The following is a 16,506-nucleotide window of genomic DNA, read 5'->3' on the forward strand; positions in this document are numbered from 1 at the left end:
AACAAAAAGTCCTTATTCGATCAATTGAGCTTCTTTGAGCGCGCCGACCGCTGCAAGCCAGCGCGGGTGCTGACGGTATTCGATGTTGGCGTATGATTGGCCGCGCATCCGCGCGATGCGCTCGGACGGTTTTACCTTCAGATGCTGGGCGGCGCACAGGGCCAATTCGGCAGCCGCGCGATCGTTACACACCAGACCCATGTCGCAACCGGCGGTCAGCGCCGCTTCGATCCGGCTGGCAGCATCGCCGACCACGTGGGCACCGGCCATGGACAGGTCGTCGCTGAAGATGACGCCGTCGAATTGCAGTTCGCCGCGCAGAATGTCCTGCAACCAGCGGCGGGAGAAGCCGGCGGGTTGGGAATCGACTTGCGGATAGATAACGTGGGCCGGCATGACGGCGGCCAGCTGTTTGCTCAATTTGGCGAACGGCACCAGGTCGTTGGCGCGGATCTCGTCGAGGCTGCGCTCATCATTAGGGATTGCGACGTGGGAATCTGCCTCGGCCCAGCCGTGACCGGGGAAGTGCTTGCCGGTAGCGGCCATGCCGGCGCTGTTCATACCACGAATAAATGCACCGGCCAGCAACGCTGCGCGCTCGGGGTCACCTTCGAATGAACGGGTGCCGACCACGGCACTGCGCTGATAATCGAGGTCCAGTACCGGAGCGAAGCTCAGGTCGAGGCCGACGGCCAGCACTTCAGTCGCCATGATCCAGCCGCACTGTTCAGCGAGGTATTCGGCATTCGGGTTGTCAGCGATAGCGCGCATGGCTGGCAGCCGCACGAAGCCTTGGCGCAGGCGCTGCACCCGACCACCCTCCTGGTCCACCGCCAGCAGCAGCTCAGGACGAATGGCACGGATCGCGGCGCTCAGCTCGCGCACCTGACGGGGATGTTCGATGTTGCGGGCAAAAATGATCAAGCCACCTACTTCAGGCTGGCGCAATAATTGGCGATCTTCAGCCGTCAGCCAGGTACCGGCGACGTCCACCATCAATGAGCCTTGCAGGCCAGCAGTCATAGAGATTCCTTGATAACGATAAACCCGGCTCGCACGAATTCACCGCCACGGGCTGGACCCGGCAGGTCGGCGACATAAATGGGGAACAGGTTCAGAACGAGAGTCGGCATGGGCGGCTAGCTTAGCGGATGTCAGCTGCCGCGCCCACCCGTGTGCGGTTAAACCTTGGCGGCAACAGGGGTCGATTTGCTGCGCGGCCGCAACTGCGCAGTGGCCATGGCCGTGTCGGTGACGCCGGTTTCGGCACGCATGCCGGCAGCCAGGAACGGTACCATCAGGCGCATGACCTGCTCGATGGAGGTGTTGACGCCAAAGTCGGTCTCGGCAATTGCGCGCAGGGCTTTGATACCGGACATGCTGAACGCGGCGGCACCGAGCATGAAGTGCACGCGCCAGAACAGCTCAATCGGCGGAATACGCGGTGCCGCTTCGTTGACCAGCATCATGTAGCGGCGGAACACCTTGCCGTACATGTCTTCCAGATAACGCCGCAAGTGCCCTTGGCTCTGACTGAAGGCCAGACCCAACAAACGCATGAAAATCGACAGATCGTTACCGCTGCGTGGTTGCACCACCAGGGCTTGCTCGACGAGGATATCCAGCAGTTCTTCAAGTGTCGGCTTATTCTCTGGCTTGGCCTGACGCCGCTCCAGCTCCTTATCAAGGCTTAAGCAGAACGGCCCAAGAAAGCGCGAGAAAACTGCCTGGATCAGCGCCTTCTTCGAGCCGAAGTGATAGTTCACCGCCGCCAGATTGACACCAGCCTTGCTGGTGATCAGACGCAGTGAGGTTTCAGCGAAACCTTTTTCCGCGAACAATTGCTCGGCAGCATCAAGAATGCGTTCAACGGTTTCCGACTGGGCCATGGCTACTCCGCCTGACAAACACTTGTTTGAAACATACGTTTCAGCCTGTGCATTGTCAAGCCTGCCGGTTCGTTTCGGGAATGGTCGGTCAGCTATTTAACCATACAACTCCCGAGCGTGAATCAGCAGGCTGATCGACCGTCTGGCGGTCGGTAAAAAAAGGGGCATTGCCAAGACCGTTTCACTGTATATAATCCCAGTCACTGTATAAAAAGACAGAGCGATCAATATGCTAAAGCTGACGCCACGCCAAGCAGAGATTCTGGCCTTCATCAAACGTTGTCTCGAAGACAACGGCTACCCGCCAACCCGTGCGGAAATCGCTCAGGAACTGGGGTTCAAGTCACCCAACGCCGCGGAAGAACACCTCAAGGCGCTGGCTCGCAAGGGTGCGATCGAGATGACGCCCGGCGCTTCCCGTGGCATTCGCATTCCCGGCTTCGAAGCCAAGGCCGACGAGTCCACCCTGCCGATTATTGGCCGAGTGGCTGCCGGGGCTCCGATCCTCGCCCAGCAACATATCGAAGAGTCCTGCAACATCAACCCGTCGTTCTTCCATCCTCGTGCCGATTATCTACTACGGGTTCATGGCATGAGCATGAAGGACGTGGGCATTTTCGACGGTGACCTGCTGGCAGTGCACACCACCCGTGAAGCCCGCAACGGCCAGATCGTGGTGGCGCGGATCGGTGACGAAGTGACCGTCAAGCGCTTCAAGCGCGATGGCAGCAAGGTCTGGTTGATTGCGGAAAACCCTGAATTTGCCCCTATCGAAGTGAACCTGAAAGATCAGGAACTGGTGATCGAAGGCTTGAGTGTCGGCGTCATTCGCCGCTAAAGGAGGCTTTATGCAGTTCCCACACACATCACAGCAAGCCCAACTGCCGTTGTTCGAAGCTTTCATGGTGCAGCCGTTGGCGCCGATCCTGAAAGACGTGGTCGAGTCACCCTGGAGCACCGAGCCCGAAGTCTTCAGTGAGCTGTCGCTGCGTGGTGCAGCCGGGAACTGCCTGAACCTTCTTGCGCCGATCCTCAGGGAACTGAGCCAGGAACAGGACGCGCGCTGGCTGACGCTGATCGCCCCACCCGCCAGCCTCACCCAGACCTGGTTGCGGGACGCCGGCCTTAACCGCGAACGCATCCTGCTGCTGCAACCACGTGGCGCTCAGAGCGCACAGCAGTTGACCTGCGAGGCCTTGCGCCTGGGCCGCAGCCACACGGTGGTCAGTTGGCTCAACCCATTAAGCACAACTTCACGGCAACAGTTGATCAGCGCCGCCCGGATCGGGGACGCACAAAGTCTGAATATTCGATTGGGCTAACTGACAAACAATACGCGCTTTAAACAGCGCGGGGCTTCTCCAGGATAGAGAAGCCGATCTGTAGCAATACCAGCAAAAAAACCGACGAGCGGGATCAATGAAGAACCCGCGCGCCCTCGTCTGTATTGAAATCGCCTTCAACCAGGCGCCCGGCCATCTGAACGCCGACGCTCAGCATCGCCTTCGCGACCTCAACGTGCTGGCCTTGCAGGAACGCTTTGGCATCCTCGGAGAAATCCAAAGTAACCAGAGACCCCTCGTCCTCGGCCCTGCGCAGCTCGATACGACCGTCTGGTAACTCGACAATTTCTAGAAAGGACGTTGGCATAAAGGTCTGTTCTCCACGAAAGGCGGGGATTATATAGGCATCGGCCAGGCTTCGCTCGAGATCTTGACCAGATGCCACTACAAAGAGAAATTTCCGACAACGCTCATCCCTGAGCGGATAACCCACCGGGTCATCCGTTATTCCGCTCGATCCTTCAGCATTCGTTCAGACCTTCGCGAAAGCGAATCGCCAAGGCTTTGAGGTTCTGACGCCAGCTCTCCAACTCTTCCCGGCTCAGCTCTTGCGGAGCCTCTTCTTCATCCAGGTTAACGGCGAGGATCAGCGGTTGCGTCACGTCACCCTTGGGTTTGTGCGGCGCCCGTGGCGGCTGAAACAGCGCAGCATGGGCCGCGAGCAGTTTGGCCAGCCAGGTTTCAGAGTTATTGACCAACTCGACCATCTCGGCCATTTCGGGAATAGCGATGGCTTCCAGCACTTCACGAGTCAGCAGCAGCTCGGCCCGAGGTGCATTGGCCTGAGGCAAGCGATAGAAACCGGCGATTTCATGGCATAGCCCCAGCAACGCACCGTACAAGTGAAACAACGCCGATTCGCGTCCGGCCTGAATCAGCGCCAGGGAGTTAATCGCCCGCCCCTCTTCGGCTATGGCGAGCGCCTCCAGCGACAGGCCGGCGAAGTAAATCTTCTGGTTGGTACGGGTATAGAGTTCGTGGGCCATGACGGCAGCCTCCACAACGAAATAATTGCTTCACACAGGCCAGACAGTGTCGTGGATCACCCAAGTTCACCGCAAGCACAAAACAAAAGGCCGCATGAAAACCCGAGGGTTGTCATGCGGCCTTTTGTGTACAGCGCCTTTTAAGCCTTGGCTGATGGACGCTTATCTTCAACCTTCCACTTGCCGCCGTCGTAGTACGCCTTCCAGCCAGTCGGCTTACCGTCGACCTCTGTCTGCACGTACTGCTCTTTGGTCTTGCGGCTGTAACGGATTACGGCGGGGAGGCCGTCTGGATCTTTCTTCGGTGCTTCGCAGAGGAAGTGGTACTTCGGATCGATCTCATCCTTGTGCGGCACAATTTCCATGACCAGCGGCGCACGCGTCTCGCGGTTTTTCGGGAATTGGCTGGCCGCCAGGAACAGGCCGGAAGCCCCGTCGCGCAGGATGTAGGTGTCGTTGACCTTTTCGCATTTCAGCTCAGGCATCTTTACCGGATCCATCTTCGGCGGCGCTGCATCACCGCTTTTCAGCAGTTTTCGGGTGTTCTTGCACGTCGCATTGGTGCAACCAAAGAACTTGCCGAAACGGCCGGTCTTGAGCTGCATCTCGCTGCCGCACTTGTCGCATTCGAGGCTCGGACCTTCATAGCCTTTAATGCGGTAAGTGCCCTCTTCGATTTCGTAGCCTGAGCAATCCGGGTTGTTACCGCAGATGTGCAGCTTGCGCTTCTCATCCAGCAGGTAAGCGTCCATCGCTGTGCTGCAGATCGGACAGCGGTGCTTGCCACGCAGCACCAGCGATTCCGATTCACCCTCGTCGTCCGCCGCGATTTCGTCGCCCGGCACCAGGTTGACGGTGGCCTTGCAGCGTTCTTTCGGCGGCAGGCTATAGCCCGAGCAGCCGAGGAACACACCGGTCGAAGCGGTACGAATCTGCATCGGACGACCGCACAACACGCACGGAATGTCAGTCATCACCGGCTGGTTGGCGCGCATGCCGCCTTCGGCGCTTTCGGCTACTTCGAGTTTTTTCTTGAAGTCGCCATAGAACTCGTCGAGCACGCTTTTCCAGTCGCGTTCGCCTTGGGCCACGTCATCTAGGTTCTCCTCCATGCCGGCGGTGAAGCCGTAGTCCATGAGGTTAGAGAAGCTCTCGGCCAGACGCTCGGTAACGATGTCGCCCATCTTTTCCGAGTAGAAACGACGGTTGTGCAGCGCCACGTAGCCGCGGTCCTGGATGGTCGAAATGATCGCTGCGTAGGTCGAAGGACGACCGATGCCGCGTTTTTCCATTTCTTTAACCAGGCTGGCTTCCGAGTAACGCGCCGGCGGCTTGGTGAAGTGCTGGGTCGGATCAAGCTTGATCAGCTTGATCGCGTCGCCCTGGGCCATGTCCGGCAGCACATCGTCATCGCCTGGCTTGGCGATTTGCGGCATCACGCGGGTGTAACCGTCGAACTTCAGGATGCGGCCCTTGGCACGCAGCTCGAAATCACCGGCACCCACGGTCACCGTGGTCGACAGGTATTGCGCAGGCAGCATCTGGCAAGCGAGGAACTGGCGCCAGATCAGCTCGTAAAGCCGCTCTGCGTCACGCTCCATGCCCGACAGCTTGCTTGGCTCGGTATTGGCGTCGGAGGGACGAATCGCTTCGTGAGCCTCTTGTGCGCCTTCCTTGCTGCTGTAGACGTTCGGGTTTTCCGGCAGGTACTTCTTGCCGAACTCGCCTTCAATATATGTACGCGCCATCGTCACCGCATCAACCGAAAGGTTGGTGGAGTCGGTACGCATGTAGGTGATGTAGCCGGCTTCGTACAGACGCTGGGCCATCATCATGGTTTTCTTCACGCCGAAGCCCAGGCGGTTACTCGCAGCCTGTTGCAGAGTGGACGTGATGAAAGGTGCCGACGGCTTGCTGCTGGTCGGTTTGTCTTCGCGCTTGACGATGCTGTAGCTGGAAGCCTTGAGCTTCTCTAGCGCGGCCATGGCCTGGGCTTCGTTGAGCGGCTTGAAGGCTTCGCCTTTCTCGCGAGCCACGTCAAAGCGCACGGTGGCGCCCTTGGCGGTGCCGAGGTCGGCGTGAACTTCCCAGTACTCTTCCGGGTTGAACGCGCGGATTTCGCGCTCACGCTCGACCACCAACTTCACGGCAACCGATTGCACGCGACCGGCTGACAAGCCACGGGCAACCTTGGCCCACAGCAGTGGCGAAACCATGTAACCCACTACGCGGTCGAGGAAACGACGCGCCTGCTGGGCGTTTACACGATCGATATCCAGCTCGCCCGGCTTGGAGAAGGCTTCCTGAATCGCCTTCTTGGTGATTTCGTTGAACACCACGCGCTTGTAGCGGCTGTCGTCACCACCGATGGCTTCGCGCAGGTGCCAGGCAATGGCTTCCCCCTCGCGATCCAAGTCGGTTGCGAGATAGATGGTGTCAGCATCTTTGGCGAGCCGGCGCAGCTCTTCGATGACCTTTTCCTTGCCCGGGAGGATCTCGTACTTGGCTTTCCAGCCATGATCGGGATCAACACCCATGCGCGAGACCAGCTGCTTGCGCGCTTTCTCTTTCGGCGTGAGCACCGGACCTTCACCCGCGGCGGCCTTGCCGCGCTTGGCGGCTGGCTCTTTGCTGGCGCTAGCCGAACCGCTGGTGGGCAGGTCTCGGATATGGCCGATACTCGACTTCACCACGTATTGGTTACCCAGATACTTGTTGATGGTCTTGGCCTTAGCCGGGGATTCCACAATGACCAGCGATTTGCCCATGGATCAGAAAATTCCTGAATTCTAGAAGTGAAAGGCGGTTGGCGCCTGACGCGGCACCGCTATATATAGTGGCTACAAGGTGAGGTCAAGCGCAGGGTTTTGCGCGCACTCAGCTTATGGCTTCGAAAAAAGGCTCGGTTCGGCTTGCACCAAAGCAAAGCGCGGCACCTGTTCGCCGTCAACCTCGACCGACTCCAGGAACATGCTCAAGGGACGCACCCAAAAGCCGTAATCGCCATACAGGGCTTGGTAGAAGACCACTTCTTCTTCGGTTTCAGAATGCCGCGCAACGCTGAACACGCGGTATTGCGGACCTTTGTAATGTTGGTAGAGCCCAGGTTGTATCGGCATGCTTTGGCCCTCACTCAAATCTTTTCAAAATAAAAATAAAAATAAATTCAGAAAAACAAAAACCGGGGCACTTGGCCCCGGCTTCCTTCGACGAAACGCTTAAACGCGTTCGAAGACGGTGGAGATGCCTTGGCCGAGACCAATGCACATGGTAGCCACCCCGAAGGTGCCGCCATTTTGCTTCATCACGTTCAGCAGAGTGCCGGAGATACGCGCACCGGAGCAACCAAATGGGTGACCCAGGGCGATCGCGCCGCCGTGCAGGTTAACCTTCTCGTTCATCTTGTCGAGTACTTTCAAATCTTTCAGCACTGGCAGGGCCTGTGCAGCGAAAGCTTCGTTGAGCTCGAAGAAGTCGATATCGTTAATGCCAAGACCCGCGCGCTTCAGTGCTTTCTGCGTAGCCGGTACTGGACCATAACCCATGATTGCCGGGTCCACGCCTGCCACCGCCATAGAGCGGATAACCGCCATCGGCTGGATGCCCAGGTCCTGCGCACGTTGCGCCGACATCACGATCATGCACGAAGCACCGTCGGTGATCTGCGACGACGTACCGGCTGTCACGGTGCCGCCCTTAGGGTTGAAAGCAGGCTTGAGAGCCGCCAGGCTTTCCAGGGTGGTTTCCGGACGAATGGTTTCGTCGTAGTCGAACAGTTTCAGGAAACCGTTCTCGTCGTAGCCCTGCATCGGGATGATTTCGTCTTTGAACTTGCCCTCCAGCGTTGCTTTATGAGCAAGCTGGTGGGAGCGCACGCCGAAAGCGTCCTGTTGTTCGCGAGTGATGCCGTGCATTTTACCCAGCATTTCAGCGGTCAAGCCCATCATGCCCGAGGCTTTCGCCGCGTACAGGGACATGTGCGGGTTCGGATCGACACCGTGCATCATGCTCACATGGCCCATATGCTCGACGCCGCCCACCACGAACACGTCACCGTTGCCGGTCATGATCGCTTGCGCGGCAGTGTGCAATGCGCTCATCGACGAGCCACACAGGCGGCTGACAGTCTGACCGGCAGCAGTGTGTGGGATCTGCGTCATCAGGGACGCCATGCGAGCGATGTTCCAGCCCTGCTCCAGGGTCTGGTTCACACAGCCCCAGATCACGTCTTCGACTTCGCTCGGGTCGACCTTGACGTTGCGTTCCAGCAGTTTGCTGATCAGGTGCGCCGACATGTCTTCGGCGCGGGTGTTGCGGTGCATGCCGCCCTTGGAGCGGCCCATCGGAGTACGACCGAAGTCGACAATCACGACGTCTCTTGGATTCAAGCTCATAAAATTTCACTCTCGCTCAAGTGTTTGGACGCTTAACCGAAGAACCGTTGGCCGGTTTTGGCCATTTCACGCAGCTTCGCGGTCGGGTGGTACAGCGCGCCCAAATCAGAGTACTGGTCAGCCAGGGCAACGAACTCAGCAACACCGATCGAATCGATGTAGCGCAGCGCACCGCCACGGAATGGAGGGAAACCAATACCGTAGACCAGACCCATGTCGGCTTCGGCAGCGGTTTCGACAATGCCGTCTTCCAGGCAACGCACGGTTTCCAGGCACAGCGGGATCATCATCCAGTTGATAATGTCTTCGTCTGTAACTTCGCGCTGCTCGTAAACGATCGGCTTGAGCACTTCCAGTACCGACGGATCGGCGACTTTCTTCTGCTTGCCGCGCTTGTCAGTCTCGTAGGCGTAGAAGCCCTTGCCGTTCTTCTGGCCCAGGCGCTTGGCTTCGTAGAGCACGTCGATGGCCGAACGACGATCGTCTTTCATGCGATCCGGGAAGCCTTCAGCCATGACGTCGCGACCGTGGTGGCCGGTGTCGATGCCGACCACGTCCATCAGGTACGCCGGGCCCATTGGCCAGCCGAATTTTTCCATAACCTTGTCGATACGGACAAAGTCCACACCAGCGCTGACCAGTTTGGCGAAACCGCCAAAGTACGGGAACAGCACGCGGTTGACCAGGAAGCCCGGGCAGTCGTTCACGACGATCGGGTTCTTGCCCATTTTCTTGGCGTAGGCAACGGTGGTGGCAACGGCCAGCTCGCTGGACTTCTCGCCACGGATCACTTCTACCAACGGCATCATGTGCACCGGGTTGAAGAAGTGCATGCCGACGAAGTTTTCCGGACGCTTGAGGGCTTTCGCCAGCAAGGTGATGGAAATGGTCGAGGTGTTGGACGCGAGAATGGTGTCCTCTTTGACCTTGTCTTCGACTTCGGCCAGAACGGCTTGCTTGACCTTAGGGTTCTCGACGACAGCTTCAACCACCAGGTCGACGTGACCGAAATCACCGTAGGACAGGGTCGGACGAATGCCGTTAAGCACTTCAGCCATTTTCGCCGGGGTCATGCGACCTTTATCAACGCGGCCTACCAGCAGTTTGGCGGCTTCCGCCAGACCTTGCTCGATGCCGTGCTCGTTGATGTCCTTCATCAGGATCGGCGTCCCTTTGGAAGCCGACTGATAAGCGATACCGCCCCCCATGATGCCGGCGCCCAATACGGCAGCCTGCTTCACGTCTTTAGCGATTTCGTCGTAGGCCTTGGCCTTTTTCTTCAGTTCCTGGTCGTTCAGGAACAGACCGATCAAGCTCTGCGCGGCAGGGGTCTTGGCCAGTTTGACGAAACCGGCGGCTTCGACTTCCAGCGCCTTGTCGCGACCGAAGTTCGCCGCTTTCTGGATGGTCTTGATCGCTTCAACCGGCGCAGGGTAGTTCGGGCCAGCCTGACCGGCCACGAAACCCTTGGCGGTTTCGAACGACATCATTTGTTCGATGGCGTTGAGCTTGAGCTTTTCCAGTTTCGGCTGACGCTTGGCCTTGTAGTCAAATTCGCCGGAGATGGCGCCCTTGACCAGGTTCAGCGCCGCTTCGTGCAATTTCTCCGGGGCGACCACGGCGTCGACTGCGCCGACTTTCAGCGCATCTTCAGGGCGGTTTTCCTTGCCGGCGGCAATCCACTCGATGGCGTTATCGGCACCAATGATCCGCGGCAGGCGCACGGTACCGCCGAAGCCGGGGTAGATGCCCAGCTTGACTTCCGGCAGACCGATCTTGGCCTTGGTGGACATGACGCGGTAGTCCGCCGCCAGGCACATTTCCAGACCGCCACCCAGGGCGATGCCGTTGATCGCGGCGACAGTCGGGACATTGAGGTCTTCGAAATCGCTGAAAATCTTGTTGGCTTCCAGATTGCCAGCAACAAGCTCTGCATCAGGCAGCTTGAAGTTTTCGACAAATTCGGTGATGTCGGCGCCGACGATGAACACGTCCTTGCCACTGCTGACGATCACACCCTTGATCGAAGCATCTGCCTTGATAGTGTCTACGGCCTGACGCAGTTCGTTCAGGGTTAGACGGTTGAACTTGTTGACGGACTCACCCTTGAGGTCGAATTTCAATTCGACGATGCCACTTTCAAGAGCCGTAACCGTGATGGCTTTACCTTCGTAAATCATCAACTGATCTCCACGATATGGAAGCTGAACAGTACACGTCGGACGCAGGCGAATGGCACGGCAGAGACGTTTATCGTCGATGCTAACGCCAATCCACCCGGCACACCCGCCAACGCGATAGTCGGGATTCTGTAGGAGCGGTTTGTAATACAAACGCTCAATTCATACGCCCGTTTGATTTGGGTACGTCACCTTCACGGAATTTCCGACAATTGTCAATCGCCCAAAATACTGGTTGAAACGCGACTTTCCGGTCATTTCCGTACCACGAAGACCTGCAACACGCCGCTGCATGTGAGGCCATTCATAGGATCAATAGTTAGAAAAGTCGCCCTAATTCTCTGCAGCCTTTGTTTAACAAGCTACGCTGGCGGGACCTTGAGGAAAAAAACATCAACGCTTTTGGCGAATGCCCAGCGCAAAATCAGCTCCACACCGAATTACCGGCCTGCCTGGCCAACCCCAGCCCGATGATTATGTCGGGCTTTTTATTGCCTGCCTGCCGGACGTTTCGCGCCATTGCGGCGCGAAATTTCCGCAATTTATGCCAGCGCTTTCAGCAGCGCATCAATATCCTGCAAAACCGTCGCTTCGCCCTTTTCACCCCAATACAAAGTGATCATCTGCTTGTCCGCTTCGATCTTGTAGACGTTAGCTGGCAATTTTTCGAAATGATTAAGCAGCGCTCGATCCTCGCAGACCTCCTGCCACTGATTTACCCACACACCGGGTGCTTTTTGCCAGTAACTCCAGCACACCGGCTGATTGCCACGCCGCGGCCGATGGTACTGGGCGCAAGGGCTCGGTGGCTCCTGGCTCAGCCAGTGCGGCCAGTCCTGTGGCGCCAGTTGCATCGCCAATCCGATGCGTCGCGCCTCCATGCGCAAGGCCATGCGGCCGCTCTGGTGGCGTGACGGCCGCAACCATGCCAGCGGACTCAGAACCACCAGCAGGATTGACACCACTATCCAGACCGTCATATGTGTACTCCCGATTCTTGATGAGCCCATTGAGTCACTTTGAAACCAATGCGCTTGAAACCAGCCATACTTACCAATATTGCAATCCTCAGGAGGAGCACCTCATGCCCTACACCCACATTCTGGTCGCTGTAGATCTAACCGAAGAGTGCGATCCTGTCATCCACCGCGCCCGCGAACTGTCGCTGAGCAGCGGCGCGAAACTGTCCCTGGTGCATATTGTCGAGCCGATGGCCATGGCCTTTGGCGGCGACGTCCCCATGGACCTGTCACAACTGCAACAACAGCAGTTTGATCAGGCCAAGGAACGCCTGGACCGACTGATCGTGAAGTATCCGGAGCTTTCCAAAGAATACAGCCACCTGACCTACGGCCAGCCACGCCAGGAGATCCACCACCTGGCCAAGGAACAAACCTGCGACCTGATCGTAGTGGGCAGTCATGGCCGACATGGCCTGGCATTGCTGCTGGGTTCGACCGCCAATGACGTGCTGCACGGTGCGCCATGCGATGTGCTCGCGGTGCGCCTGCTCAGAAGCTAAACGACTCCTACAAAAAGCCCGGCGCTCATCACTGAACGCCGGGCTTTTTTATAGCAGGATCAATCAGGCATCCAGCTCGGCCCAGCGCTCAACCATTACATCGTGCTCAGCCTGCAACTGCTCCAACTGGGCGATCACTGCAGCGGTCTCGGCAGCAGGACGCTGATAGAAACCGGCATCGGCCATTTGCGCCTCAACGGTAGCGATCTGCTGTTCCATGGCTTCGATCTGAGCCGGCAACATTTCCAGCTCACGCTGCAACTTGTAGCTGAGCTTCTTCTTCGCCACCGGCGCTTCTACCGCATCAACTGGCGCCGCTTCGGCTGTCACGACCGCGGAGGTCAGGTCGGCTTTGCCAGACTTGCTCTCGGTCACGCCCAGCAGGCGCGGCGAGCCGCCCTGACGCAGCCAGTCCTGATAACCACCGACGTATTCACGAACCTTGCCTTCACCTTCGAAGACCAGGGTGCTGGTGACCACGTTGTCGAGGAATGCCCGGTCGTGACTGACCATCAGCACGGTACCGTTGAAGGTCAGCAAGACCTCTTCCAGCAACTCGAGGGTTTCGACGTCGAGGTCGTTGGTCGGTTCGTCGAGGACCAGCAGGTTCGCCGGTTTGCTGAACAGTTTGGCCAGCAACAGACGGGCGCGCTCACCACCGGACAGCGCCTTGACCGGCGTGCGGGCACGCTGCGGGCTGAACAGGAAGTCGCCGAGGTAGCTCAGCACGTGACGGCTCTGACCATCGATATCGATGAAGTCGCGACCTTCTGCGACGTTGTCGATTACGGTTTTTTCCAGGTCCAGCTGATGGCGTAACTGGTCGAAGTAGGCCACGTCGATGCGCGTCCCCTCTTCCACTGTTCCGCTGGTTGGCTGCAAACCGTTGAGCATCAGTTTCAGCAAGGTTGTCTTGCCGGTACCGTTGGCGCCGAGCAGACCGATACGGTCGCCGCGCTGCAGGACCATCGAGAAATCCTTGATCAGGAACGGGCCGCCCGGGTGAGCGAAGCTCACGTTTTCGAGGACCATTACCTGCTTGCCGGACTTGTCAGCGGTATCCAGCTGAATATTGGCCTTGCCGCTGCGCTCACGGCGCTCGCTACGCTCGTTGCGCAGGGCTTTGAGGGCGCGCACGCGGCCTTCGTTACGGGTGCGGCGAGCCTTGATGCCCTGGCGGATCCAGACTTCTTCCTGGGCCAGTTTTTTGTCGAACAGCGCGTTGGCAGTGTCTTCAGCGGCCAACGAGGCTTCTTTGTGCACGAGGAAACTGGCGTAGTCGCCGTTCCAGTCGATCAGGCCGCCGCGGTCCAGTTCGAGGATGCGGGTGGCGAGGTTCTGCAGGAATGAACGGTCGTGCGTGATGAACAGCACGGCGCCCTGAAAATCCTTCAGTGCCTCTTCAAGCCAGGCGATCGCACCGATGTCCAGGTGGTTGGTCGGCTCGTCGAGCAGCAGCAGATCAGGTTCGGAAACCAGAGCCTGAGCCAGCAGGACACGACGACGCCAGCCGCCGGACAATTCGGCGAGAGTCTTGTCGGCCGGCAACTGCAGACGGCTCAAGGTGCTGTCGACCAATTGCTGCAAACGCCAGCCGTCACGGGCTTCAAGGTCGTGCTGGACGTGCATCAGTTTGTCCAGGTCGGCGTCGGTGACGATGTTCTGGCTCAGATGGTGATACTGCGCGAGCAGTTCGCCGACACCGTCCAGGCCTTCGGCCACCACGTCGAACACGGTCCGCTCATCGGCTACCGGCAATTCTTGCGGCAATTCGCCAATTTTGAGGCCGGGTGCACGCCAAACAGAACCGTCATCAGGCTTCTGGTCGCCCTTGACGAGCTTCATCATGCTGGACTTGCCAGTGCCATTGCGGCCGATGATGCACACCCGCTCACCACGGGCGATCTGCCAGGACACCTTGTCCAACAACGGCATAGCGCCGAAAGCAAGGGACACATCGCTGAATTTGAGCAGGGTCATGAGCTTCTCCAAAAACCGGGCGCGCATTCTACCTGACTTAAGGCTTCAGAAGGCCGGCAATTTCACCTTCCCGACACTCTGCATGACAAATGTTGCGAACTGATGCTGACAGGCCGGCAAAGCTTTCGCCCGCTGCTGGCAAAAGGCTAAGCTACAGGTAATTCAGCGCGGGCATTGCCCGCGCTTGTCATGATTTCTCTGCCCGGACGTCTCATGCGCAGTCGCCTTTTCAGTCTTTTATCCTGTTTTCTTCTTTCTGCCACTGCCGTTCAAACCGCCCAGGCGGTGGACCTGTCCACCCAGCGCCAGTATTACGATGAAGCCAAGCGTGCCCTCGCCAAGGGGGATACCGGTCCTTATTTCCGTTACAGCCAGGCCCTCAGCGATTACCCGCTGGAACCATATCTGGCGTATGACGAACTGACCGCCCGCCTTAAAAACGCGAGCAATGTCGAAATCGAGAAATTCCTCGCTGAGCACGGTGACCTGCCCCAGGCCAACTGGATGAAGTTGCGCTGGTTGCGTTGGCTGGCCGAACGCGGCGACTGGGCGACCTTCGTCAAGTACTACGATCCCAAGCTCAATTTCACCGAACTGGACTGCCTGAACGCGCAGTATCAGATCGGGCATAACCAGAAATCCGAGGGTTACGCCAACGCCAATAAACTCTGGCTGACCGGCAAATCCCAACCCGCCGCGTGCGATGCGCTGTTTGGTATTTGGGCCGCCGAAGGTCAACTGACCGAGCAGAAACGCTGGGAGCGCGCCAAGCTTGCCGCCCAGGCACGCAACTATCCGTTGGCCAACAGCTTGGTCAACGGACTGACCACCCTCGCCCCTCGCGGTCGTTTGCTGGTGGAGGTGGCGCAGAAACCCGAACTGCTCAACGCTCCTTCACGGTTCATTCCGGCCGACGAGCCGATGTCCGACGTGGTCAGCCTTGGCCTGCGCCGTCTGGCGCGGCAGGATCCTGACCGGGCGATGCAGATGCTCGATAGTTATGCCAGCAGCATGCACTTCTCCCGTGACGAAAAAGTGGCGATCGCCCGGGAAATCGGCCTGTCCCTGGCTAAACGGTTCGACAGCCGCGCGCTGGACATGATGACTAAATACGACCCGGAACTGCGTGACAACACGGTGTCCGAATGGCGCTTGCGTCTGCTGCTGCGCCTGGCCCGCTGGGACGATGCCTATCAGTTGACTCGCCGCCTGCCGCCGGACCTGGCGACCACCAACCGCTGGCGTTATTGGCAGGCCCGCAGCCTGGAACTGGCGCAGCCGCAGAACCCGGAAGCGCAGACGCTTTATAAGGGCCTCGCCCGCGAACGTGATTTTTATGGGTTCCTCGCGGCGGATCGCTCGCAGCTGCCCTACTCGCTGAACAACAAACCGCTGGTGCTCAGCCAGGCGCTGATCAACAAGGTCCGCAATACCCCTGGCGTGCGTCGGGCGCTTGAGTTTCACGCTCGCGGACAGATCGTCGACGGTCGCCGCGAGTGGTACCACGTCAGCCGCCACTTTAGCCGCGACGAAATGGTTGCCCAGGCGAAACTGGCTTACGACCTGAAATGGTATTTCCCGGCAATCCGAACCATCAGTCAGGCGAAGTACTGGGACGACCTGGACATCCGTTTCCCGATGGCCCACCGCGAAACCCTGGTGCGCGAAGCCAAGGTTCGTGGCCTGCATTCGAGCTGGGTGTTCGCCATCACCCGTCAGGAAAGTGCTTTCATGGTCGACGCCCGTTCCGGCGTCGGCGCCAGCGGCCTGATGCAACTGATGCCCGGCACCGCCAAGGAGACCGCGCGCAAGTTCAGCATCCCGCTGGCTTCGCCGCAGCAAGTGTTCGATCCAGACAAGAACATCCAGCTCGGCGCCGCGTACCTGAGCCAGGTCCACAGCCAGTTCAACGGCAACCGCGTCCTCGCTTCCGCCGCCTACAACGCCGGCCCGGGCCGCGTACGTCAGTGGCTGCGCGGTGCGGACCACCTGAGCTTCGACGTGTGGGTGGAAAGCATCCCGTTCGACGAAACCCGCCAGTACGTGCAAAACGTGTTGTCGTACTCGGTGATCTACGGCCAGAAGCTCAATTCACCACAGCCGCTGGTGGATTGGCATGAGCGCTACTTTGACGACCAATAAGCTTTGAAGCGCTGACAAAAATGCCCGCATCGATTGATGCGGGCATTTTTTTGGGTGCTCTACTTGGTCG

At 58.6% G+C, this 16,506-nt stretch carries 14 protein-coding genes; 4 read left to right on the forward strand and 10 right to left on the reverse strand.

The window, feature by feature from the left end; all coding sequences use genetic code 11:
- Nucleotides 1–12: 12 nt before the first annotated feature.
- Together nagZ and ACYZTU_RS19380 are read right to left on the reverse strand one after the other, a co-directional pair.
- The gene (gene nagZ, locus ACYZTU_RS19375; protein WP_461964760.1) at nt 13–1,023 is read right to left on the reverse strand and encodes a beta-N-acetylhexosaminidase; all 1,011 of its coding nucleotides are present in this window, start codon (nt 1,021–1,023) and stop codon (nt 13–15) included.
- 158 nt (nt 1,024–1,181) lie between these two features.
- On the reverse strand, nt 1,182–1,889 hold the full coding sequence (locus ACYZTU_RS19380) for a TetR/AcrR family transcriptional regulator (RefSeq protein ID WP_461964761.1): 708 nt from the start codon (nt 1,887–1,889) through the stop codon (nt 1,182–1,184).
- Between the two features lie 229 nt (nt 1,890–2,118).
- Here ACYZTU_RS19380 and lexA point away from each other — a divergent pair, with 229 nt between their 5' ends.
- Nucleotides 2,119–2,727 (forward strand): transcriptional repressor LexA, encoded by a 609-nt coding sequence (gene lexA, locus ACYZTU_RS19385; RefSeq protein ID WP_007933171.1) that lies wholly within the window; start codon nt 2,119–2,121, stop codon nt 2,725–2,727.
- Between the two features lie 10 nt (nt 2,728–2,737).
- A complete protein-coding gene (gene sulA / locus ACYZTU_RS19390; protein ID WP_461964763.1) occupies nt 2,738–3,211 on the forward strand; it encodes an SOS-induced cell division inhibitor SulA in 474 nt (157 codons plus the stop codon).
- A gap of 94 nt (nt 3,212–3,305) precedes the next feature.
- On the opposite strand, the gene ACYZTU_RS19395 is transcribed toward sulA, so the two are convergent.
- From ACYZTU_RS19395 to ACYZTU_RS19425, 7 genes are all read right to left on the reverse strand, one after another.
- Complete coding sequence (locus ACYZTU_RS19395) at nt 3,306–3,539, reverse strand: hypothetical protein (protein ID WP_033061920.1); 234 nt, start codon at nt 3,537–3,539, stop codon at nt 3,306–3,308.
- Between the two features lie 154 nt (nt 3,540–3,693).
- Nucleotides 3,694–4,218 carry a DUF6586 family protein gene (locus ACYZTU_RS19400; RefSeq protein WP_461964765.1) on the reverse strand — a complete coding sequence of 175 codons (525 nt, stop codon included), beginning with the start codon at nt 4,216–4,218 and terminating at the stop codon, nt 3,694–3,696.
- A gap of 140 nt (nt 4,219–4,358) precedes the next feature.
- The gene (gene topA / locus ACYZTU_RS19405) at nt 4,359–6,986 is read right to left on the reverse strand and encodes a type I DNA topoisomerase (RefSeq protein ID WP_461964767.1); all 2,628 of its coding nucleotides are present in this window, start codon (nt 6,984–6,986) and stop codon (nt 4,359–4,361) included.
- Between the two features lie 114 nt (nt 6,987–7,100).
- Entirely contained in the window at nt 7,101–7,337 is a 237-nt protein-coding gene (locus ACYZTU_RS19410; protein ID WP_007953059.1) for a DUF1653 domain-containing protein, read from the reverse strand.
- Nucleotides 7,338–7,436: 99 nt separating this feature from the next.
- Nucleotides 7,437–8,612 carry an acetyl-CoA C-acyltransferase FadA gene (gene fadA, locus ACYZTU_RS19415; protein ID WP_008007076.1) on the reverse strand — a complete coding sequence of 392 codons (1,176 nt, stop codon included), beginning with the start codon at nt 8,610–8,612 and terminating at the stop codon, nt 7,437–7,439.
- Nucleotides 8,613–8,644: 32 nt separating this feature from the next.
- On the reverse strand, nt 8,645–10,792 hold the full coding sequence (gene fadB / locus ACYZTU_RS19420) for a fatty acid oxidation complex subunit alpha FadB (protein WP_461964769.1): 2,148 nt from the start codon (nt 10,790–10,792) through the stop codon (nt 8,645–8,647).
- Nucleotides 10,793–11,334: 542 nt separating this feature from the next.
- Nucleotides 11,335–11,772, reverse strand: a complete 438-nt coding sequence (locus tag ACYZTU_RS19425; RefSeq protein ID WP_449646028.1) for a hypothetical protein — start codon at nt 11,770–11,772, stop codon at nt 11,335–11,337.
- A 104-nt stretch (nt 11,773–11,876) separates the two neighbouring features.
- Here ACYZTU_RS19425 and ACYZTU_RS19430 point away from each other — a divergent pair, with 104 nt between their 5' ends.
- On the forward strand, nt 11,877–12,314 hold the full coding sequence (locus ACYZTU_RS19430; protein WP_461964771.1) for a universal stress protein: 438 nt from the start codon (nt 11,877–11,879) through the stop codon (nt 12,312–12,314).
- Between the two features lie 63 nt (nt 12,315–12,377).
- Here the strand turns inward: ACYZTU_RS19430 and ACYZTU_RS19435 are convergent, their stop codons facing one another.
- Entirely contained in the window at nt 12,378–14,294 is a 1,917-nt protein-coding gene (locus ACYZTU_RS19435; RefSeq protein WP_461964773.1) for an ATP-binding cassette domain-containing protein, read from the reverse strand.
- A gap of 213 nt (nt 14,295–14,507) precedes the next feature.
- Between ACYZTU_RS19435 and ACYZTU_RS19440 the strand changes: the two genes are divergently transcribed.
- On the forward strand, nt 14,508–16,436 hold the full coding sequence (locus ACYZTU_RS19440) for a transglycosylase SLT domain-containing protein (RefSeq protein WP_461964775.1): 1,929 nt from the start codon (nt 14,508–14,510) through the stop codon (nt 16,434–16,436).
- The last annotated feature ends 70 nt before the right edge of the window (nt 16,437–16,506 follow it).

Source organism: Pseudomonas sp. HLT2-19-2 (assembly GCF_054898005.1).